The organism is Yersinia massiliensis CCUG 53443, assembly GCF_000312485.1.
Classification (GTDB): domain Bacteria; phylum Pseudomonadota; class Gammaproteobacteria; order Enterobacterales; family Enterobacteriaceae; genus Yersinia; species Yersinia massiliensis.
In genome coordinates, this window is sequence record NZ_HE997644.1 from 47,637 (window position 1) to 68,022 (window position 20,386).

The window sequence follows — 20,386 nt, forward strand, 5'->3', positions numbered from 1 at the left end:
AAATGAGTAATTCAGCGGGAGGGGGAGCATCTTCGCCAGAGTGCCACTAGAGCAGTTGTTATATTTAGGATTTATGAACAATACCACCCGCTCATTCGAACCTAACCCTTTTGGGTGGAGTGGGTGTTGTTTGGCATCAATAAAGCAATGAGGATTGTCCTTATCTCACTGCTTTATGCTGGATTTGTGATGAATAACCGTTCTAGTCAACAAGCTTGATGATATAGCGCCTTAATGTCATCTACCGTTGCATCACGCGGGTTGCCTCCGGTACAAACATCAGCAAATGCCGCTTCTGCCAGTGCCGGTATATCATCCGCCACCATCCCCACCGCGCTCAACGAGGACGGAATGCCGATATCACGATTTAAGGCGATGACGGCCTCAATGGTGTTTTCTCGGATTTGTTCCAATGGTGAGTTCAAGGCATTCTCGACCCCCATTGCCATGGCGATATAGCGGAAACGCTCACCGGTAAAGGCCGCGTTATAACGCATGATATAAGGCAATAAAATGGCATTGGCGACGCCATGAGGCATGTTATAAAACGCCCCCAGTGGATGCGCCATACCATGCACCAGCCCCAATCCCACATTGGAAAAACCCATACCCGCGATATATTGCCCAAGCGCCATATCTTCTGTCGCAGCAGCCTCCCCTTTTACCGAGGCGCGCAATGAACGGCTGATCACTTCGATGGCTTTAAGATGCAACGCATCTGTCAGCTCCCACGCGCCTTTTGTCAGATAACCTTCAATGGCGTGGGTCAACGCATCGACACCCGTCGCGGCTTTCAGGGCAGGCGGCATGCTGTCCATCATGTCGGCATCGATAAACGCGACGGCGGGAATGGCGTGAGGATCGACGCAAACAAACTTACGCCGCCGCGCTTCGTCAGTAATCACATAGTTAATGGTGACTTCTGCCGCAGTGCCTGCGGTAGTCGGAATCGCCAGAATCGGCACGCAAGGTTGACGGGTATCAGCGACCCCTTCCAGACTGCGTACATCGGCAAATTCAGGGTTGTTAATGATGATACCGATCGCTTTACAGGTATCTTGCGGTGAGCCGCCACCCAGCGCTATCAGATAATCAGCCCCACTGTGGCGAAAGGCCGCGACACCTTGTTGCACAATGCTGATAGTCGGATTGGGTTTCACCGCATCAAACACTGCAAAATCCAAGCCCGCTTGCGTCAACCTGTCGAGCAGGCGATTCGCAACGCCACACTCGAGCAGCATTTTGTCTGTCACCACTAACGCTTTTTGATAGCCGCGCCGTTCAACTTCATCGGTCAGTGCCGCCAATGACCCCCGACCAAACCACGACATTTCATTTAAAATCATTCTGTTCATGATTGATTCCTCGGTATTTTTAACCCTAAGCTAATCTATGGCTTACACGTTTAGCCCAAAATTTACTCTTCGACGCGCAAGCCGTAGGTTTTAAATTTCTCCAGCACCACGCTGATCTCTTCTTTGGATAGCACCGGCACCTCATCAACAATCGGCAAGATGGCCAGTAGCAGTGTCGCCAGCACTTCAACCTCATGGGCCAGCCACAACGCTTTCGCCAAATTCTCCTCGCAGGCAATCAGCCCGTGGTGTTGCAGTAACGTCGCCTTGCGGTGCTTCATTGCCACAGCAACATGTTCCGACAGCGCTTTGGTGCCAAATGTGGCATAAGGGGCACAGGGAATATCGTTGCCCCCAGCGGCGGCAATCATGTAATGAATCGCGGGGATGGGGCGGTTAAGAATCGACACAGCGGTGCAATGTACGGAATGGTTGTGGACCACCGCATTAGCATCAGGCCGAGTCTGATAGACCACCTGATGAAAACGCCATTCACTGGAAGGAACCTTACCCTCCTCATGATGACCGTCCGCATCGATATAAACGATGTGTGACTCGGTGAGCTTGTCGTAAGCAATTCCGGACGGCGTAATGAGAAACCCATCTTGATAACGCACACTAACATTGCCGGCGGTTCCTTGATTCAGACCCAAGCGGGTCATTTCCAGACAAGTATTAATAATATCGCGCGCCAGTGCTTCTCTCTTCATTTGTTCCTCTCTTTGGATGCAGATACCGAAATATAAAATAAATTCAATAATGGATATGAGCTCAGGATCATTAATGATGGTGAGTATGGGCGTTATCTTTCGCCTATTTAATTCAGGTGAAAACTAAATCACATAAAAATGTGAGCCATGTCATGACTATTCAGCATTCCAATAAAAACTCATGATGATTTATTTTTATAAAATGTCCGTTTGAAAAAACAATATATTTAAACGGTCAACACCCAGTTTACGGGTTAAATAATTGTTATTTAGACTTGTTGACCGTTTGTGATGGAAATAGATAAATCGGTCATTCTCATTGTGTGTTTGAAACATAATTTATTTCAAACGGTCATGAATTGTTTTTATTTAAAGTGACTATCATCACAAAATATCAGCATTGAGTTACCTATGTGATTCAGCTCATACTTTTTAACGATTTTTACCTTATAAAGAACGGGACTTAACGCAATGAGGATATTTTCAATGTTGTCATTCAGACGATATCCATTCGTCAGAGAAACAGAAATATCATTCATTAAATAAAAAACTTCTGTCGAACATTAAGTATTTTCGAATTATACCCAGAAACATTGACGTGACGGGTGGGCAGCAAAAAACACGTCAAGTACGAAAGGTATAGTGAAACATCTGACGAGGGCATCATGGCAAACATACTCATACAAACAGATAGTGCCAAAATTTCCGCCTCGGTAAGTGACGAGTCGGCCAACAAAAAAAGGTATCTGATTCCTTTTGCATTGCTTTGCTCACTGTTCTTCCTTTGGGCAGTCGCAAATAATTTGAACGATATCTTACTCCCCCAGTTTCAACAGGCATTTACTTTAACGAACTTTCAGGCCGGTTTGATTCAATCTTCCTTCTATTTTGGCTACTTTTTGATTCCGATTCCTGCGGGGATCTTGATGAAAAGATTCAGCTACAAAGCAGGGATCATCACCGGCTTGCTGTTTTATGCTTTTGGTGCCGCGCTATTCTGGCCCGCTGCTGAAACCATGAACTACACGTTGTTTTTAATCGGTTTATTTATCATCGCAGCGGGATTAGGCTGCCTTGAAACGGCGGCTAACCCCTTTGTTACCGTGTTGGGGCCAGAGAAAACCGGTCATTTCCGTATCAACCTGGCCCAAACGTTTAACTCTTTCGGTGCCATTATTGCCGTGGTATTCGGGCAAAGTTTAATCCTGTCTAATGTTCCTCATCAAACGCAGGAAGTCTTAGATAAACTCTCTGCCGAGGATTTAAATAGCTACCATCATAGCTTGGTGAAAGCGGTTCAATTACCTTATCTGATTATTGTGGCGGTGGTAATTTTTGTTGCCCTATTAATTCTTATTACCCGCTTCCCAACGATAAAAAGTGAATCTGACGATACTCATAATGGTTCCTTCTTTTCTTCATTACCGCGGTTATTAAAAATAAGTCATTGGCGTTGGGCCGTATTAGCACAATTCTGTTATGTTGGTGCTCAAACCGCCTGCTGGAGTTATTTAATTCGTTATGCCATTGAAGAATTACCGAATATCACCCCAGGCTATGCTGCTAATTATCTCACGGCAACCATGGTGTGTTTCTTTATCGGTAGATTTAGCGGCACTTGGTTAATTACTCGATTCGCACCAGAAAAAGTATTAGCGGCATATGCGTTTATTTCCATGTTGTTATGTATTGTCTCTGCCGCATTTGGCGGTCACATCGGATTATTGGCGCTCACACTATGCAGCATGTTTATGTCAATACAATATCCGACTATTTTCTCATTAGGCATTAAGAACCTGAATCAAGATACCAAATATGGCGCATCAATTATTGTCATGACCATTGTCGGTGGCGGTATTGTCACTCCGATTATGGGGCTGGTCAGTGATGCTGCGGGGAATATTCCAACCGCTGAACTTATTCCGGCACTGTGCTTCGCCATTATCTTTATTTTCGCCAAATTCAAAACTGCGCCGATAAATTAAGACCATCGGTTACTGAAAAATTAAATTTCGCTAAAGAACACAAGGATCAATGATGAAAACGACCACTAAATTACCCAAAATTGGTATTCGCCCTGTAATTGATGGACGCAGAATGGGGGTGCGAGAATCACTAGAAGAACAAACGATGAAAATGGCCCGCGCCACGGCTGAATTTCTGCAAGAAGTTGTGCGCCACCCCTGCGGGACACCGGTGGAATGTGTCATTGCCGATACCTGTATCGCCGGAATGGCCGAGGCTGCCGCTTGCGACGATAAGTTCAGCGCGCAAAATATCGGGCTGACCATCACCGTGACACCTTGTTGGTGCTACGGCAGTGAAACTATTGATATGGACCCGTTCCGTCCAAAAGCCATTTGGGGCTTCAATGGTACTGAACGTCCGGGCGCAGTGTATTTGGCGGCAGCACTGGCGGCGCATAATCAAAAAGGCTTACCTGCTTTTTCTATCTACGGCCATGACGTTCAAGATGCCAATGACACGCGGATCCCAGCCGATGTGCAGGAGAAACTGTTGCGCTTTACCCGTGCAGGTTTAGCGGTTGCCAGCTTAAAAGGCAAAAGTTATCTCTCCCTCGGTGGGGTTTCAATGGGGATCGCCGGTTCAATTGTCGACCATAACTTCTTTGAGTCTTGGTTAGGGATGAAAGTACAAGCGGTTGACATGACTGAATTGCGTCGCCGCATTGATAACAAAATTTATGATGAAAAAGAGTTAGAACTGGCGCTGTCATGGGCGGATAGCAACTTCAAATACGGGCCGGATAAAAACGCTGAACAGTACCGTCGTTCAGCGGAAAGTAGCCGAGCAGTGCTGCGTGAAAGTCTGCAAATGGCCATCTGTATCCGCGACATGATGCAGGGTAATCCCTCACTGGCGGCCAAAGGTTTTGGTGAAGAAGCGCTCGGCTATAACGCCATTGCTGCGGGTTTCCAAGGACAACGCCACTGGACGGATCAATATCCAAACGGCGATACCGCAGAAGCGTTGCTCAACAGTTCATTTGACTGGAACGGGGTGCGCGAGCCAATGGTGATCGCCACTGAAAATGACAGTCTCAATGGCGTCGCGATGCTATTTGGTCATACCTTGACCGGCACTGCGCAGATCTTTGCCGACGTTCGCACTTACTGGTCACCCGAAGCAGTACAACGGGTCACAGGGCATCAACTGGAAGGTGAAGCTCAGCACGGCATCATTCACTTGATCAACTCGGGTTCCGCTGCGCTGGACGGGACTTGCCGCCAAAACGACGCTCAGGGCAAACCGACCATTAAGCCCCACTGGCAAGTCAGCCAACAAGAAGCCGATGCCTGTTTAGCGGCGACCGAATGGTGCCCAGCGATCCATGAATACTTCCGGGGCGGCGGCTTCTCTTCTCGCTTCCTGACCCGTGGCGGCGTGCCATTCACCATGAGCCGTATCAACCTGATTAAGGGCGTCGGCCCCGTGCTGCAAATTGCCGAAGGTTGGAGTGTTGAATTGCCGAAATCGGTCCATGACACCTTGGATAAACGTACCGACTCAAGCTGGCCGACAACTTGGTTTGCGCCACGTCTGACCGGTAAAGGGCCTTTCAGTGATGTGTATTCCGTGATGGCAAACTGGGGAGCAAACCACGGTGTATTGACCATCGGCCATGTGGGCGCGGACTTAATTACCTTGGCTTCGATGCTGCGTATTCCGGTCTGTATGCACAACGTGGAAGAAGAAAGCGTCTATCGACCAACGGCTTGGGGCGCACACGGCATGGATATCGAAGGACAGGATTATCGCGCTTGCCAGAACTACGGCCCGTTATACAAAAAATAATGTGTCGCGCGAATAGAAGTCAGTGCAATAAATAAAAATCAGTGAAATAACCTGACTCAGGTGTCGCTAAGGTGCACCTGAGTCAGCTCATCATCCTTGCGGTTAGCAGGAGCATTTATGAAGCGCGATGTGGTCATTGTTTTGGATTGCGGCGCAACCAATATCCGGGCGATTGCGGTCGATCCTCAAGGCGTCGTCATCGCCAAAGCTGTTTTGCCCAACCAGAGTCTACCCGATCCGGCTAATCCCCATTGGCAACTCTGGCCATTGGACGGTATTTTGGACAGTTTCGCCCAATGTTGCCGTCAATTATTGCCACAAATTCATCAGGATAAGATTCATGCCGTCACGGTCACCACCTTCGGTGTTGATGGTGCGTTAGTCGATGCCAAGGGCAACATGCTGTACCCGATAATCAGTTGGAAGTGCCCAAGAACGGTGGCCATCATGGACGATATCGCCCGCTATATGCCCGCCGAAAAGCTACAACAAATTTCCGGCATCGGTCAGTTTAGCTTTAACACCTTGTACAAACTGATTTGGCTGCAAGAAAACCGCCCAGATTTAGTGGCGCAAGCCCATGCTTGGCTTTTTATTTCGTCTTTAATCAACCAGCGCCTCACGGGGGAATTCACCACCGACCGCACGATGGCGGGCACCAGTCAGTTGTTGGATGTGAAACGCGAACAATTCAGCCGTGAAATTTTACAAAAAATAGGGATTCACGCCGATTTATTCCCACCGATGGTAGCCGCCGGTGACATCATCGGCCCGCTGCTACCCGACAGTGCCGCTAAATTGGGGTTATCGGCGGGTATCCCAGTGATCTCGGCTGGTCACGACACCCAGTTCGCGTTGTTCGGTTCCGGTGCCGAGAGTGATCAACCTGTGCTGTCATCGGGGACTTGGGAAATTTTGATGGTCCGCACGCCGCAGGTTAACACCGCCCTGCTGTCGAAATTTGCCGGTTCCACCTGTGAATTAGACAGTTGCCAGCGGCTTTTTAACCCCGGTTTGCAATGGCTCGCCTCAGGCGTCTTAGAGTGGGTTCGGCAGTTGTATTGGCACGATGCCGCCTGCACTGACGTCTATCAGCAAATGATTGCCGAGGCAGAACTTATCGCACCGGGTGCCGAGGGTGTCCGTATGGATTGCAATTTGCTGGGTAACACGCGCCATCATTTATCGGGGGGCTGGCAAGGCGTCTCACTGTTGAGTGGGCGCGGGCATTTTTATCGTGCGGCACTGGAAGCACTGGCGTGGCAATTAAAACGTAATTTAGCTGTGCTGGAAAAGATTGGCGAGTTTCGTACCCGAGAGTTACTGCTGGTTGGCGGGGGTAGCCGCAATGGGTTATGGAATCAAATCAAAGCTGACGTGCTCAACTTGCCGATAAAAGTCATTGATGAGTCGGAAACCACGGTGTTGGGTGCAGCACTGTTTGCTTGGCATGCCGCAGGCTACTACGCCAGCGCAGAAGAAGCCCGATCGCAGGTGAATTATCGCTACCAATATTATCAGCCGGGCCAGCAGCAGCCTCTTTATCAGGCACTCACCGCCAGCCCCACCCAGATAACCGAAACTCAGCCCTTGGAAGGAGAATGTCATGCTTAAAACCCTCTCGCCGTTGCTGTCGCCACAACTGCTAAAAACATTAGCGGAAATGGGACACGGTGATGAAATCATCTTCTCAGACGCCCATTTCCCCGCCCACACCTTGGGTAAAAATGGTGGGCCACAAGTGATCCGTGCTGATGGGTTATCCGTCAGTGCCTTGCTAGCCGCGGTCATTCCCTTATTCGAACTGGACAGTTACGCACCACCGCTGGTGATGATGGCCGCCGTTGAAGGTGACACTCTCGATGCTAGCGTTGAGGAACGTTATTTACGCGCGCTGTTTGGCACGCAAAAAGCCGTACCGGTGGAGCGCATTGAACGTTACGCGTTTTACCAACGTGCGCAGCAGGCATTTGCGATCGTCATCACAGGTGAAACAGCCAAGTACGGCAATATTCTGTTAAAGAAGGGGGTGACGCCTGTTTTTTAAAGAAGTGATCACGTAACCTCACCCTTTTAGCCCTGTATTTAATGTCGGTATTCATCTGGCATGAAACACGGGGCTTTGCTGACGGAGAGGATCATGAAAGCGTCTCGTCACCAGGAAATTCTGCAACAGATTAAGCAGCAAGAAACACTGACGACGGCTGATCTGGCCCGCTTACTGGGTGTCAGTCAGGAAACTATTCGCCGTGATCTGAATGAGTTACAGGCGCAAGGATTGATCATCCGCCAACACGGGCGGGCTAAAAGTATCAAACGCGCGACCAAAGATAGCGGCGATCCTTTCACTACGCGGCTGAAAAGCCATCTCTCCAGCAAAGCCAGTATCGCGGATCATGCGCTGTCACTGATTGAAAGCGGGATGGTGATTGCACTGGATGCCAGCTCAACCTGCTGGTATTTAGCGAAAAAACTGCCTGATATCGATATCACGGTGTTTACCAATAGCGTGCGGATTTGTCAGGAGCTGGCGAAGCATCAAAATATCGAACTGATCAGCGCTGGCGGCCACTTACAACGCAAATATGCCTGCTATGTCAATCCGGCACTTTTCTCGCTGCTGAAAACCATCGAGATCGATCTGTTTATTTTTTCCTGTGAGGGCATTGATACCGATGGCATTTTATGGGATTCGAACCCGTTTAATGCTGAATTCAAAACCATGCTACTTAAGCGCGCGACGCAATCCATTCTGTTGATTGATAAAAGTAAAATGTGCAGAACGGGGGAAGTCAAAATAGGCTCACTGGAAGATGTAGAGCAAGTTATCTCGAATGCGAGCAATGAATAAATACCCTCAAATAGATGAACAGATAAACCGCTGGGAGGCGTAAATAGCCTCTTTACGCCTCCCAACGGCCATTACTGGCCGTAATAGGCTTTTGCGCCGTGTTTACGCAGATAATGTTTATCCAATAAAGTTTGCTGCATTTCGCCCACTGCGGGTTGGAGTTGGTGAGTGAAAAGATTCATATAGGCGATTTCTTCTAATACCACAGCATTGTGTACCGCATTATTGGCATTGCTGCCCCAAGCAAAGGGGCCATGACCATTCACGAGCACTGCGGGGACTTGCGCAGCATCGAGCGCTTTTTGGGTAAACGTCTCGACGATGACATGACCGGTTTCTCGTTCATAATCACCAGCAATCTCAATATCGGTCATCAAACGGGTGCAAGGGATCGGGCCATAGAAATAGTCAGCATGGGTGGTACCGAGGGCCGAGAGCGGCTGACCGGCTTGCGCCCAAATCGTGGCATGGCGCGAATGGGTGTGCACAATGCCGCCTATCTCAGCAAATGCACGATATAGCACCAAATGAGTGTCGGTATCAGAAGAGGGCTTTTTATTCCCTTCCACCACGTTGCCCGTCACCAAATCCACCACCACCATGTCGTCTACTGTCATGCCATCATATTCAACACCGGAAGGTTTAATGACCACCAAGCCTTGTTCGCGATCAATACCGCTGACATTCCCCCACGTGAACGTCACTAATTTATATTTAGGTAAGGCTAAATTAGCCTCAAACACCTGCTGTTTTAACTGTTCTAACATGATGCCACCTCATGAAGTGATATTCAGTACGGGCAATGAATAAAAATCACTATGGGTTATAAAAACGGTGATGGATAAAATTAATTTATGATTTCACTTTACCCATGCTGTTAATAACGTCTGTTGATAACTTTTGGTTAATAACTTTCAGCTTATAAATCCTGCTGATAAACAGTGAGACTAATAAAAAGGCAATATTTCATTAGGGCATATTTTAAATAGCGATTAATCAATAAAAGAGCTTGCCCGCTTGCAAACTAACCTAACCCTATTTAGGGCTAAATTAAAGCCGCCGAAGAGAGGCAACGCATCAAACAAACCCATTCAGTCTAACTCGGGCATATTCGGTCATCGAGTTAATGCCCGATCATGACTTTTTATTACCAGAGTTGACCTATTTACCGGCCAATAAGCCTTTTATATGAGATTAAGCGCACATATCAAATGAAATCAACCACCAGTAATCGCTCATTAAAGTGATTAGAGTCACATTAATTTAGGGTGAAACGGGCCTTAAAGTAATACTTGAATTCAATCACTGTATAAACAGCAGATAAATACCAATATAGCAGCATGAATGGTATGGGTGCGTTTTACGATAAACGCGAAGACGAAGATTGAGGTCAGCATGTTACAAGCCGAACGCTATAAAATCATTTGTAGCCATGTACAGCAGCAAGGATCGGCGCTGGTGACTGAGCTCTCGGTCTTATGCCAAGTCTCGCAAGAGACCATTCGCCGTGACCTGACCGTACTGGAGAAAAAGCAAAAGCTGATTCGCAGTTTTGGCGGTGCCGTCGCACTGGATGGCCCAGACTTGTCCGTCATCGACATCAAAGAAACCCACTACAGTTTGAATGCCATTGACCGTGCCGAGTCTTTCCGTAAGCGGACGGAGGAACACCCTGATACGAAAATGAAAATCGCTAAAGCTGCCTTACAATTTATTCATCCGGGCGACTGTATATTGATGGATAACAGCAGTTCTTGTTGGTTTTTGGCACGGCAAATCCCCGATATTGAGATAACCGTTGTGACCAATTCGGTCAAGATCATTCAAGCACTGGCCTGTCGCGATAAGGTTCGGATTATCGGTATCGGGGGAGAATACTCAGCGCGTCACGATGATTTTCATGGCCCGGTCGCGGAAAATGCCATTCGTAATTTCCAAATAAATACCTTTTTCTTCTCCTGTCAGGGGATTAATCAGGAAAGTGGTGTTCGCGATGGCAATGATATTAATGCGAAATTAAAACAAGTGATGTTACAAGTCTCGGGGCAAAAAATACTTTTAGCGGACTCCAGTAAATTTGACCAATATGCATTTTGCAAAATATGCATGTTGGATGAAGTGGATATTCTGATTACAAATAGATTAGTGTCACAAAATTATCGCAGTGATAATCCTAAATTAAGCATTATTGAATCGGACAAATAACAGAATTATTCATCTGAATAATAGCGCCAATACCAGAGAAAGAGCCACACAATAACAATAAATGTATCCACCCCTATCTATTTCCGAGAACAGGAAAGCGGCGAATAGCCAATACCCCTGTTATTTGAAAGATAACGGGTGCTGCTTGCTAATCGTTTTTTCTGAGGACCTAATAATGAAAAAGTTAATCTTACCCTGTTTAATCACGACATTAATTGCTTCTCATGCCGCTTGGGCTGATGACAGCAAAGTCCCACAAAAAGCCAATAAACCTTTCACGATGGGGGTGGTGGTGAAAGTGGGCGGTATTCCTTGGTTCAACGTGATGGAACAAGGCATTAAAGAAGAAGGCCAAGCGCTGGGCGTCAATGCGTGGCAAGTCGGCCCAACCACCGCAGACCCTGCTGAGCAAGTTCGTGCCATCGAAGACTTGATTGCCAAGAAAGTCGATGTGATTGGGGTCGTCCCGAATGATGCCAAAGTGCTGGAGCCGGTGCTGAAACGGGCGCAGGAAGCGGGCATTAAAGTCATTACCCATGAATCACCAGGCCAAACCAATGCTGACTGGGACTTTGAATTGCTCGATACCCAAAGCATGGGTGCCAACCACATGAAAGATATGGCGCAATGCATGGGCGAAGAAGGCAAATACGCCATGTTCGTCGGCAGCCTCACCGTACCATTAGTCAATGAGTGGGCGGATGCCGCCATTGCCTACCAGAAAGCCAATTACCCGAAAATGGTGCTGGTTGAAGATCGTTTCGGCGTCGCGGAATCCGTGGATGACTCCATGCGTACCGCCAACGACTTGCTCTCTAAACATAAAGATCTGAAAGGCATTATGTCGTTCGGTTCGCAAGGTCCGATTGGTGCTGGTCGCGCCATTGATAAACGTAAGAAAAACGATACCACCTGCGTATTCGGTACTTTCACACCGGGCCAAGGCATCAAACTGCTGGAAAAAGGGGCCATTGACGGCGGCTATATTTCCAACCCAATGGTGGCCGGTAAGGTCTTTGTGCAAGTCGCAACCGCCATGATGAATGGCGAGCCGATTAAAGACGGCGTGAAACTGGGCGATATGGGTGAGATCAAAACCAAAGGCAATACCATTCTCAGTGATAACCCAGAAAAACTGGACGTCGAAAATACCAAGCGTCTAGTCAAGCTCGGCCTGTAAGCCAAGCCCAGCGATAAAAAGCAAGGAATAAGCCGGGTCATGACCTGCCCGGCACTTATTTCGGCCCGCAATGTGAGGCCGTTTTCCGGGGAACTGCACGATGACTTATATTTCTGATGCTGATAGAGACGTGCCGCTCATCACGCTGAATACGCTTTCGAAAAGCTTTGGCGGACATCAGGCACTCAAAAATATCACTCTGACGTTGAATAAAGGCGAAGTGCACTGTCTGGCCGGTGCCAATGGCTGCGGCAAGAGTACGCTCATTAAAACCATCAGTGGTGTTTATGCCCCTGATGATGGCAGTGAAATTATTATCGATGGCAAATCACACACCCGTTTGACACCCGATCGCGCTCGCGATTTAGGGGTACAAGTGATCTATCAAGATTTGTCGCTGTTCCCTAACCTGACCGTGGCAGAAAACATCGCCTTCGAATACAACCTGAAAGGCTATTTCGGCTGGTTTAGTCAACGCAAAATCAAACAGAAAGCGAATCAGATATTACAAGAGTTGGCTTTTACCCTCGATCCCGACGCACTGGTACAAAACCTCCCGATAGCTCAACGTCAACAGGTCGCTATTTGCCGTGCCTTGGTGGCGGATGCACGGCTGGTGATCATGGATGAGCCGACCGCTTCGCTGACCCGCACCGAAGTGAACCAACTGCTGCGTACCGTCACTTATCTGCGCGATAAAAATATCACCGTAGTGTTTGTTAGCCATCGGCTCGATGAGGTGAAAGAAATCTCAGATCGTATCACCGTAATCCGTGATGGTGAGAAAGTGGGGACTTGGCCTGCCGACACCCTTTCAGTGGGTAAAATTACCGAATTAATGACCGGCCTCACCATCACCCACGAACAGAAATTACCCAATGCCGAGCTGGGTAAAGTGGTACTGCAACTCGATAATCTGAGCCGTAAGGGTCAATTTGAGAATATCTCCTTTAGTTTGCATCGCGGTGAAGTGTTGGGGTTATGCGGCCTACTGGGTTCAGGGCGTACTGAGTTGGCCTTGAGTCTGTTTGGCATCACGCATCCTGATCGTGGCGAGATGGCCATCGATGGCAATACCGTGCACATAAAAAACAACACCCATGCGATTGATTTGGGCATTGGCTATGTCTCTGAGGACCGTTTGACGCTGGGTGCGGTGTTACCGCAATCGGTGGGCGACAACATGATGCTGTCGATTCTGCAACGGATCCGCACACCGCTTTACCTGATTGATGAAGCCAAACAAGCAGCGTTGGTGCAAGAGTGGGTGAAGGATTTAGACATCAAAGTCACCGATCCCGATAACCCGCTGTCGACCTTATCCGGCGGTAATCAGCAAAAAGTGGTGCTGGCAAAATGGATCCTCACCAAACCGAAAGTCCTGATCCTTGACTCGCCAACCGTCGGGGTCGATATCGGCGCGAAAGACAGCATTTATAAGCTGATCCACCGCCTGTCTGGTGTCGGCATCTCTGTCTTGCTTATCTCCGATGAAGTGCCTGAAGCCTATTACAACTGCGATCGCATCCTGCACATGAAACAGGGCCGCATCGTCAACGAACTGATCCCAAATCAAATGACTGAACAACAGCTTGCGGAGGTCATCAATGGCTAATCTAAGCAGACTCAAACCGCAATCCGTTGAAGGGTGGCTGGCGTGGGTTATCGTCATGATGTTGGCCCTGTTCTCGCTGCTGAGCAGTGAGTTTCTCTCCATCCAAAACCTGCTGGACCTGACGGAAAGCTATGCCGTCACCGGGGTGTTTGCACTCGGGCTGTTTGTGGTTTTGGTGACGGGCGGTATTGATATCTCCTTTGCCGCCGTGGCTTCCGTGGTGCAATACGTGGTGGCTTCGCTGCTACTCAATGAGGTGATTGCCAGCCCGATATTGTGTCTGGTCATCGCCATCTCCATTGGGGTGCTACTCGGTTTCGTCAATGCGGTACTGATTTACTATCTGAATATTGTTTCCATCATTATCACCATCAGTATGCAGTCACTGCTATTCGGCATGTTGATGTGGATAACTAACGGCCACAGCATTTATGACTTGCCGGACTGGTGGATAACCCAACGCTCCATTCTGCCTTTTACCTTTAATGGCGAGAGTTACCAGATTGGCTTGCCATTGGTGGTGATGCTCGCTATCGCGCTACTGACATGGCTATTGCTGAATAAAACCCATATTGGCCGCCAATTATATGCCGTTGGAGGTAGCCCTGAATCTGCCCGCCGCATCGGTATTCGTGTCTCGCTTATCTATCTGTTCGCTTACGGCTATTTAGGCGCAGCCGCGGCCATTGGTGGCATGTTGCAGACCTATCGCATGAGTGAAGTGGTGCCGAGTGCCTTAGTGGGGGGCGAGTTAGATGTGCTGGCCGCCGCCGTGTTAGGGGGCGCAAGTTTGTCCGGTGGGCGTGGCTCGGTGGTGGGCACCTTGATGGGCGTTTTCCTGATCGGCATCCTGAAAAATGGCCTCAACTTGATCGGCGTGTCCAGTTACTTCGTCAACATTGTGATTGGCATGGTGATCGTCGCCGCCATTTGCGTCACCCATTACAAAAAACGCAAAGAAACTGATGTTGGCTTTGTCTGACAGGGGCATTTTATGAAAAAGAACGCGTTCTTCCATTTCGACGGCACCATCTCTGGCTTATTGGGCATTTGCATTCTTGCCACACTGGCGTTCAGTTTGGCGATGCCCGGCCGCTTTTTAACCGAGAACACCTTTCTGAGCATCGCCTTCCAATTGCCAGAGCTCGGGCTGCTGACCTTTGCCATGTTCGTCCCCATGCTCAGTGGCGGGTTAAATCTGTCGATTATCGGCACCGCTAACCTCACCGGCCTGTTTATGGCTTGGCTGCTTATCCAATATGTGCCGGCAGATGCCAGCACCGCCACGCAACTGCTGTGGCTGGTGCTTGCCCTACTTGGCGCGGCGGTGATTGCCGTCATCATCGGCACGTTGACGGGGTTGATGATCTCTCGCATCGGTGCTCACCCTATTTTGGTGACGCTGGGCAGTATGACCATTATTAGCGGTATCGGTGTTTATCTGACCAAAGGGGCGGCGCTCAGTGGCATGCCGCCCATTGTGCGCAGCATCGGTTCCGAGGTGGTGATGGGTATCCCCATTCCGATGATCATTTTTATCGTTGCTTCACTGCTGCTCGCCCTGCTGTTAGGGAGAACTCGGCTGGGGAAAACCATTTATATGTGTGGCAGCAACATCAACGCCACCTGGTTTAGCGGCATTCGCACCGATCGCGTGATGATGGCTATTTACTCCATCTCCAGCCTGCTGTGTGTGTTGGCAGGACTGATCATGATGTCGCGCTTTAACTCAGCACGAATGGGTTATGGCGACTCTTACTTGCTGTTGACGGTGTTGGCTATCGTGCTCGGTGGCACCAACCCCTTCGGTGGCGTGGGTAAAGTCAGTCATGTGTTCTGTGCCTTGCTGGTTTTGCAAGTGATCGCCACAGGCCTGAGCCTATTGGGTGTCAGCTTGCACTTTAATCTCGCGGTTTGGGGGATCACGCTCATCTTCGCGCTGGCCTTTAAGTTCTTCAAAGAGAAATGGAAAGCCAAACGCGCCATGAAACAGAATCGATTAAAACATCTAAATAAATGTTACCCAAAGTAATTGGCGTCACCGTGAGTGAATCAGGTGCGAGAGCACCGCTAAAACGTCAAGTCGTCAGGGAAACAGGGAGAGCCAAATAATGCGAATTCACCCCTTGGGAATTTATGAAAAAGCGCTGCCAGCAGGCACCAGTTGGGTTGAAAAGCTGGCAATAGCAAAATCCTGTGGTTTCGACTTTGTCGAAATGTCAGTTGATGAGAGTGACGAGCGGTTAGCCCGCTTGGCGTGGTCGCGTGAAGTGCGCATGAGTGTGATTGATGCCATCCAGCAAACCGGCGTGAGAATTCCGACTCTTTGCCTGTCAGCACACCGGCGTTACCCGTTTGGCAGCCGTGATCCCGCTATCCGTGAGCACGCACGCACGATCATGTTGCAAGCGATTCGATTGGCGCAAGACCTCGGGATCCGCACCATTCAATTGGCCGGATACGATGTCTACTATGAGCCGCAAGACAGCGAAACCATCGCCCGTTTCGAAGAAGGCATGGCCTGGGCAGTGCAGCAAGCGGCGGCGGCACAAGTGATGTGCGCGGTGGAAATCATGGATACCCAATTTATGAATTCCATCAGCAAATGGAAGGCGTTAGACCGCAAGATTGGTTCACCGTGGTTTACCTTGTATCCCGACATTGGCAACCTCACGGCGTGGGGCAATGAGGTCGATGCTGAGCTGGCAAGCGGTATTGATCGTATTGCGGCGATTCACCTGAAAGATACCTTCGCGGTCACTGCTGATTGCCCGGGGCAATTTCGCGATGTGCCTTTTGGTGAGGGTTGCGTCGACTTTGTGAGTCTGTTTAAAACCCTGCGCCGCCTGAATTATCGGGGCACCTTCCTGATTGAAATGTGGACGGAAAAATCAGCGGAACCCTTGTTAGAAATTATTCAGGCCCGTCACTGGATCGAAGACAAAATGCGGCTGGCGGGTTGGGGTCAAGACGTCTTACCGGCGGCACGTTAAGGAGCCATCATGAGCCACTATTTCCTCGGCATTGATCTGGGCGGCACCGTGACCAAAGCCGGTATTTACACCGCCGATGGCCGCGAGATTGCGGTCACCGAACAGGCATTGCCGGTGCTATGCCCACAGGCGGGATTTTGTGAGCGCGATATGGAGGCGTTGTGGGCGGCAACTTGTCAGGTTATTCGCCAAACGCTCCAGCATGCCCATGACGTGGCTAAGATGTCAGCAGACCAACTGCGAGGCATCAGCTTTTCGGCTCACGGCAAAGGACTGTATTTGGTGGATAAACAGGGCCAGCCGGTCCGGCACGGAATTGTCTCCTCTGACTCCCGCGCTCAAGCACTGGTGAGCCGCTGGCAAAAAGAGGGGAAAGCTCAGCAAGCCTATGCACGCAGCTTGCAACAATTGTGGCCTTCTCACCCAGCGGCCCTGTTGCGTTGGCTAAAAGAGCACGAACCCGAAAATTATCACCGGAGCGGTTATGTCCTCATGGTCCATGACTATATTCGCTACCGCTTAACGGGTGAGTTCACTATTGAGGCAACCAATATCTCGGGTAGCAATCTTTATAACCAGTACAGCGGGGATTTTGACGCACAGTTGATGAAGATTTTTGCCATTGAGGAAGTGGCGGATAAAACCGCGCCGATCATTGGGTCGGCTGATTTGGCCGGTTATGTCAGCGAACAAGCGGCGACAGCTTGCGGCTTAAAGGCCGGTCTACCGGTATTCGGCGGGATGTTTGATGTCGTGGGTGCGGCCTTAACCTCAGGTTTACATGACAGCCACCAGCTCAGTGCCGTGGCGGGCACTTGGTCAATTGCCACGCGCGTATTCGATGAGGTCCGAGCCTCTGACTACCCCTATGTGTGGGGGAAATATTGCATCCCCAACCGCTATTTTGTCCACGAAGGTAGCCCCACCTCTGCCAGCAATTTGGCTTGGTTTGTGAAGCAATTCTTGCCGGATTTGCCAGACAGCTATCAAACACTCAATCAATGGGCCGCGCTTGGCTATGAAAAGTCAGACAGTATTCTGTTCTTCCCGTGGTTGTATGGCTCAAATTACAGCGCCAATCTTAGCGGCGGCCTGCTGGGGTTGAGTGGCCATCATCGCATCGAGGATATTGTTTACGCGGTGTATCAGGGGATCGTGTTTTCCCATCTGTTGCATCAGGACAAAATTCTGGCGCTGGGTGGCGGTACTGACAGTATCCGCTTTACCGGTGGCCCCACGCATTCAGCTATCTGGATGCAGATGTTTTGCGATGCCAGCAATCTACCTTTGGATATCGTCGATATTCAGCAATCGGGCTGCCGTGCTGCCGCACTGTGCGCCGCGGTCGGTAGCGGCTATTACGCCGGTTTCGAAGAGGCTATCCTCGCCTCTGAGCCACCCATCACGCGCCTGCTACCCAATGCCGAAAAACATCAGATTCTACGAGCACGTTTTGACCAGTTTAAACACATCGCCGACGCGCTCAGCGCGGTCATGTAGTTACACAACATTCAGCATTTAGCCGTGATAAGCAGGCAGATCGCAGTGAAATATATTGGGCGGTCGGACAGTCTCCCACCGCAATGCTGCTAGAGCCATCGATAAGTGCGGAAAATGAGATCCACCCTTTATAAAGAGGGTGGAGCCGTCGCTTAGCCCGGACAATTTATAGTAAGATCATGACCAAAGTCATTGACCCCGCTTTTTGGGGCATTGCTAAAAATAGACCGACTTGGTTTTGCTAATGATTGTTTCTGTTATCGAACGCTTTCGCTAACTGATGTTGAATGTGAGAAAAATATGTCAAATAAACCGTTCCACTATCAGGATCCCTTTCCGCTAAAGGAAGACGATACTGAGTATTACCTTGTCAGTGATCATCACGTCTCGGTGACGCAGTTTGAAGGCCACGACATACTGAAAGTCGAGCCTGAAGCCTTGACCCTCCTCGCCCAACACGCTTTCCACGACGCCTCATTTTTACTTCGCCCCGCGCACCAAAAACAAGTTGCTGCCATTTTGGATGACCCAGAAGCCAGCGAGAACGATAAATACGTAGCACTGCAATTCCTGCGCAATTCAGAAATCTCTGCGAAAGGGATTTTACCGACCTGTCAGGATACCGGCACGGCCATTATCGTGGGGAAAAAAGGTCAGCGTGTTTGGACGGGCGGTAATGATGCCGAAGCGCTATCCCGTGGCGTGTACAACACCTTTATCGAAGATAATCTGCGCTACTCGCAAAATGCGGCGCTGGATATGTACAAAGAAGTGAATACCGGCACAAACTTACCGGCGCAAATCGACCTCTACAGCACCGAAGGGGAAGATTATAAATTCCTGTTCGTCACTAAAGGTGGCGGCTCTGCGAACAAAACCTATCTGTATCAAGAAACCAAGGCACTGCTCACGCCGGGTAAACTGAAAGACTATTTGGTTGAGAAAATGCGCACCTTGGGCACAGCCGCTTGCCCGCCTTATCATATTGCGTTTGTTATCGGTGGCACCTCTGCCGAAAGCACCCTAAAAACCGTCAAACTGGCCTCCACCAAATATTATGATGGCCTGCCGACGCAAGGGAATGAGCACGGGCAAGCTTTCCGCGATATCGCGCTGGAACAAGAGCTGTTGGAAGCTGCACAAGACTTAGGTCTGGGCGCGCAATTTGGCGGCAAATACTTTGCTCATGATGTGCGTGTCGTTCGTCTCCCCCGCCACGGTGCATCCTGCCCAGTGGGGATGGGCGTGTCTTGCTCCGCTGACCGTAATATCAAGGGCAAGATTAACCGCAAAGGCATTTGGCTCGAGAAACTGGAGCAAAATCCGGGCAAATATATCCCAGAGCACCTGCGCCAGAGCACAGAAGGCAAAGTGGTTCATATTGACCTTAACCGCCCAATGCCGGAGATATTAAAAGAGCTGTCGCAATATCCGGTATCAACTCGTCTGTCGCTGACCGGCACCATTATTGTTGGCCGTGACATTGCCCATGCCAAATTAAAAGAGCGGCTGGATAATGGCGAAGGCTTGCCGCAATACATTAAAGATCATCCGATCTACTACGCTGGCCCCGCCAAAACACCAGAAGGTTATGCGTCAGGATCACTGGGTCCCACCACGGCGGGCCGCATGGACTCTTACGTCGATCTGCTGCAATCCCACGGTGGCAGCATGATCATGCTGGCGAAAGGCAACCGCAGCCAGCAGGTGACCGACGCCTGCCACAAACACGGCGGCTTCTATCTGGGCAGCATCGGTGGCCCTGCGGCGGTATTGGCACAAAACAGTATTAAGAGCCTGGAGTGCATCGAGTATCCAGAGTTGGGTATGGAAGCCATCTGGAAGATTGAAGTGGAGGACTTCCCCGCCTTTATTTTGGTTGATGATAAAGGCAATGATTTCTTCCAGCAGATTCAAGCGGCAAAATGTAATCGCTGCGGTTAATCTCAGTCACCCTCCGGTGTCCTCACCGGAGGGTTATTTCCGCTAAAATTTTGAATATTTTTTAAGCACTCCGTTGGTGCAATTCATTAACCTCTCATGCCCACTTCCGTCATGCCTTTGCCGATGATTTTATCCTCTCCCCTTTTTTCGCCCGCCGTGAGCGCCGATCGCCAGCCGCCGAGTTAATGAGCTATTTTTGTGCAACCGAAAGCCCCGA

At 49.6% G+C, this 20,386-nt stretch carries 16 protein-coding genes; 13 read left to right on the forward strand and 3 right to left on the reverse strand.

All coding sequences use genetic code 11. From position 1 onward, the window contains the following. Nucleotides 1-206: 206 nt before the first annotated feature. Nucleotides 207-1,355, reverse strand: a complete 1,149-nt coding sequence (fucO, locus tag BN68_RS09310; protein WP_019210903.1) for a lactaldehyde reductase — start codon at nt 1,353-1,355, stop codon at nt 207-209. 62 nt (nt 1,356-1,417) lie between these two features. After that, nucleotides 1,418-2,065: an L-fuculose-phosphate aldolase gene (locus tag BN68_RS09315; RefSeq protein ID WP_019210904.1), complete on the reverse strand. Its 648-nt coding sequence runs from the start codon at nt 2,063-2,065 to the stop codon at nt 1,418-1,420. Between the two features lie 665 nt (nt 2,066-2,730). Between BN68_RS09315 and fucP the strand changes: the two genes are divergently transcribed. The 5 genes from fucP to fucR all read left to right on the forward strand — a co-directional run bounded on the left by fucP (nt 2,731) and on the right by fucR (nt 8,732). Then, nucleotides 2,731-4,050, forward strand: coding sequence for an L-fucose:H+ symporter permease (gene fucP, locus BN68_RS09320; RefSeq protein ID WP_019210905.1), 1,320 nt, complete (start codon nt 2,731-2,733; stop codon nt 4,048-4,050). A gap of 52 nt (nt 4,051-4,102) precedes the next feature. Continuing rightward, nucleotides 4,103-5,881, forward strand: coding sequence for an L-fucose isomerase (gene fucI / locus BN68_RS09325; protein ID WP_019210906.1), 1,779 nt, complete (start codon nt 4,103-4,105; stop codon nt 5,879-5,881). A 117-nt stretch (nt 5,882-5,998) separates the two neighbouring features. Then, the gene (gene fucK / locus BN68_RS09330; RefSeq protein WP_019210907.1) at nt 5,999-7,495 is read left to right on the forward strand and encodes an L-fuculokinase; all 1,497 of its coding nucleotides are present in this window, start codon (nt 5,999-6,001) and stop codon (nt 7,493-7,495) included. Next, on the forward strand, nt 7,488-7,928 hold the full coding sequence (fucU, locus tag BN68_RS09335) for an L-fucose mutarotase (RefSeq protein ID WP_019210908.1): 441 nt from the start codon (nt 7,488-7,490) through the stop codon (nt 7,926-7,928). Before fucK ends, fucU begins: the two co-directional genes overlap by 8 nt. Nucleotides 7,929-8,021: 93 nt before the next feature. After that, nucleotides 8,022-8,732: an L-fucose operon activator gene (gene fucR / locus BN68_RS09340; protein WP_019210909.1), complete on the forward strand. Its 711-nt coding sequence runs from the start codon at nt 8,022-8,024 to the stop codon at nt 8,730-8,732. A gap of 71 nt (nt 8,733-8,803) precedes the next feature. Here the strand turns inward: fucR and BN68_RS09345 are convergent, their stop codons facing one another. Next, a complete protein-coding gene (locus tag BN68_RS09345) occupies nt 8,804-9,499 on the reverse strand; it encodes an L-ribulose-5-phosphate 4-epimerase (RefSeq protein WP_019210910.1) in 696 nt (231 codons plus the stop codon). A gap of 628 nt (nt 9,500-10,127) precedes the next feature. Between BN68_RS09345 and BN68_RS09350 the strand changes: the two genes are divergently transcribed. From BN68_RS09350 to fumA, 8 genes are all read left to right on the forward strand, one after another. Further along, on the forward strand, nt 10,128-10,937 hold the full coding sequence (locus BN68_RS09350; protein WP_019210911.1) for a DeoR/GlpR family DNA-binding transcription regulator: 810 nt from the start codon (nt 10,128-10,130) through the stop codon (nt 10,935-10,937). 175 nt (nt 10,938-11,112) lie between these two features. Beyond that, complete coding sequence (locus BN68_RS09355; protein WP_019210912.1) at nt 11,113-12,117, forward strand: substrate-binding domain-containing protein; 1,005 nt, start codon at nt 11,113-11,115, stop codon at nt 12,115-12,117. Nucleotides 12,118-12,217: 100 nt separating this feature from the next. Next, a complete protein-coding gene (locus BN68_RS09360) occupies nt 12,218-13,732 on the forward strand; it encodes a sugar ABC transporter ATP-binding protein (RefSeq protein WP_019210913.1) in 1,515 nt (504 codons plus the stop codon). After that, on the forward strand, nt 13,725-14,714 hold the full coding sequence (locus BN68_RS09365; protein ID WP_019210914.1) for an ABC transporter permease: 990 nt from the start codon (nt 13,725-13,727) through the stop codon (nt 14,712-14,714). Before BN68_RS09360 ends, BN68_RS09365 begins: the two co-directional genes overlap by 8 nt. Before the next feature lie 12 nt (nt 14,715-14,726). Beyond that, nucleotides 14,727-15,764, forward strand: coding sequence for an ABC transporter permease (locus BN68_RS09370; RefSeq protein ID WP_019210915.1), 1,038 nt, complete (start codon nt 14,727-14,729; stop codon nt 15,762-15,764). Between the two features lie 79 nt (nt 15,765-15,843). Then, complete coding sequence (locus BN68_RS09375; RefSeq protein ID WP_019210916.1) at nt 15,844-16,725, forward strand: L-ribulose-5-phosphate 3-epimerase; 882 nt, start codon at nt 15,844-15,846, stop codon at nt 16,723-16,725. 9 nt (nt 16,726-16,734) lie between these two features. After that, nucleotides 16,735-18,225 carry an FGGY-family carbohydrate kinase gene (locus BN68_RS09380; protein WP_019210917.1) on the forward strand — a complete coding sequence of 497 codons (1,491 nt, stop codon included), beginning with the start codon at nt 16,735-16,737 and terminating at the stop codon, nt 18,223-18,225. A 300-nt stretch (nt 18,226-18,525) separates the two neighbouring features. Further along, complete coding sequence (gene fumA, locus BN68_RS09385) at nt 18,526-20,169, forward strand: class I fumarate hydratase FumA (RefSeq protein WP_019210918.1); 1,644 nt, start codon at nt 18,526-18,528, stop codon at nt 20,167-20,169. Nucleotides 20,170-20,386 lie beyond the last annotated feature (217 nt).

Excerpts from the sequence above, each read along its gene's own strand:
- BN68_RS09365 (WP_019210914.1), top strand. The coding sequence starts at position 13,725 with ATGGCTAATCTAAGCAGACTCAAACCGCAATCCGTTGAAGGGTGGCTG.
- BN68_RS09360 (WP_019210913.1), top strand. The coding sequence starts at position 12,218 with ATGACTTATATTTCTGATGCTGATAGAGACGTGCCGCTCATCACGCTG.
- fucU (WP_019210908.1), top strand. The coding sequence starts at position 7,488 with ATGCTTAAAACCCTCTCGCCGTTGCTGTCGCCACAACTGCTAAAAACA.
- BN68_RS09375 (WP_019210916.1), top strand. The coding sequence starts at position 15,844 with ATGCGAATTCACCCCTTGGGAATTTATGAAAAAGCGCTGCCAGCAGGC.
- BN68_RS09315 (WP_019210904.1), bottom strand. The coding sequence starts at position 2,065 with ATGAAGAGAGAAGCACTGGCGCGCGATATTATTAATACTTGTCTGGAA.
- fucI (WP_019210906.1), top strand. The coding sequence starts at position 4,103 with ATGAAAACGACCACTAAATTACCCAAAATTGGTATTCGCCCTGTAATT.
- BN68_RS09380 (WP_019210917.1), top strand. The coding sequence starts at position 16,735 with ATGAGCCACTATTTCCTCGGCATTGATCTGGGCGGCACCGTGACCAAA.
- fumA (WP_019210918.1), top strand. The coding sequence starts at position 18,526 with ATGTCAAATAAACCGTTCCACTATCAGGATCCCTTTCCGCTAAAGGAA.
- BN68_RS09370 (WP_019210915.1), top strand. The coding sequence starts at position 14,727 with ATGAAAAAGAACGCGTTCTTCCATTTCGACGGCACCATCTCTGGCTTA.
- fucP (WP_019210905.1), top strand. The coding sequence starts at position 2,731 with ATGGCAAACATACTCATACAAACAGATAGTGCCAAAATTTCCGCCTCG.
- fucO (WP_019210903.1), bottom strand. The coding sequence starts at position 1,355 with ATGAACAGAATGATTTTAAATGAAATGTCGTGGTTTGGTCGGGGGTCA.
- BN68_RS09345 (WP_019210910.1), bottom strand. The coding sequence starts at position 9,499 with ATGTTAGAACAGTTAAAACAGCAGGTGTTTGAGGCTAATTTAGCCTTA.
- fucK (WP_019210907.1), top strand. The coding sequence starts at position 5,999 with ATGAAGCGCGATGTGGTCATTGTTTTGGATTGCGGCGCAACCAATATC.
- BN68_RS09355 (WP_019210912.1), top strand. The coding sequence starts at position 11,113 with ATGAAAAAGTTAATCTTACCCTGTTTAATCACGACATTAATTGCTTCT.
- fucR (WP_019210909.1), top strand. The coding sequence starts at position 8,022 with ATGAAAGCGTCTCGTCACCAGGAAATTCTGCAACAGATTAAGCAGCAA.
- BN68_RS09350 (WP_019210911.1), top strand. The coding sequence starts at position 10,128 with ATGTTACAAGCCGAACGCTATAAAATCATTTGTAGCCATGTACAGCAG.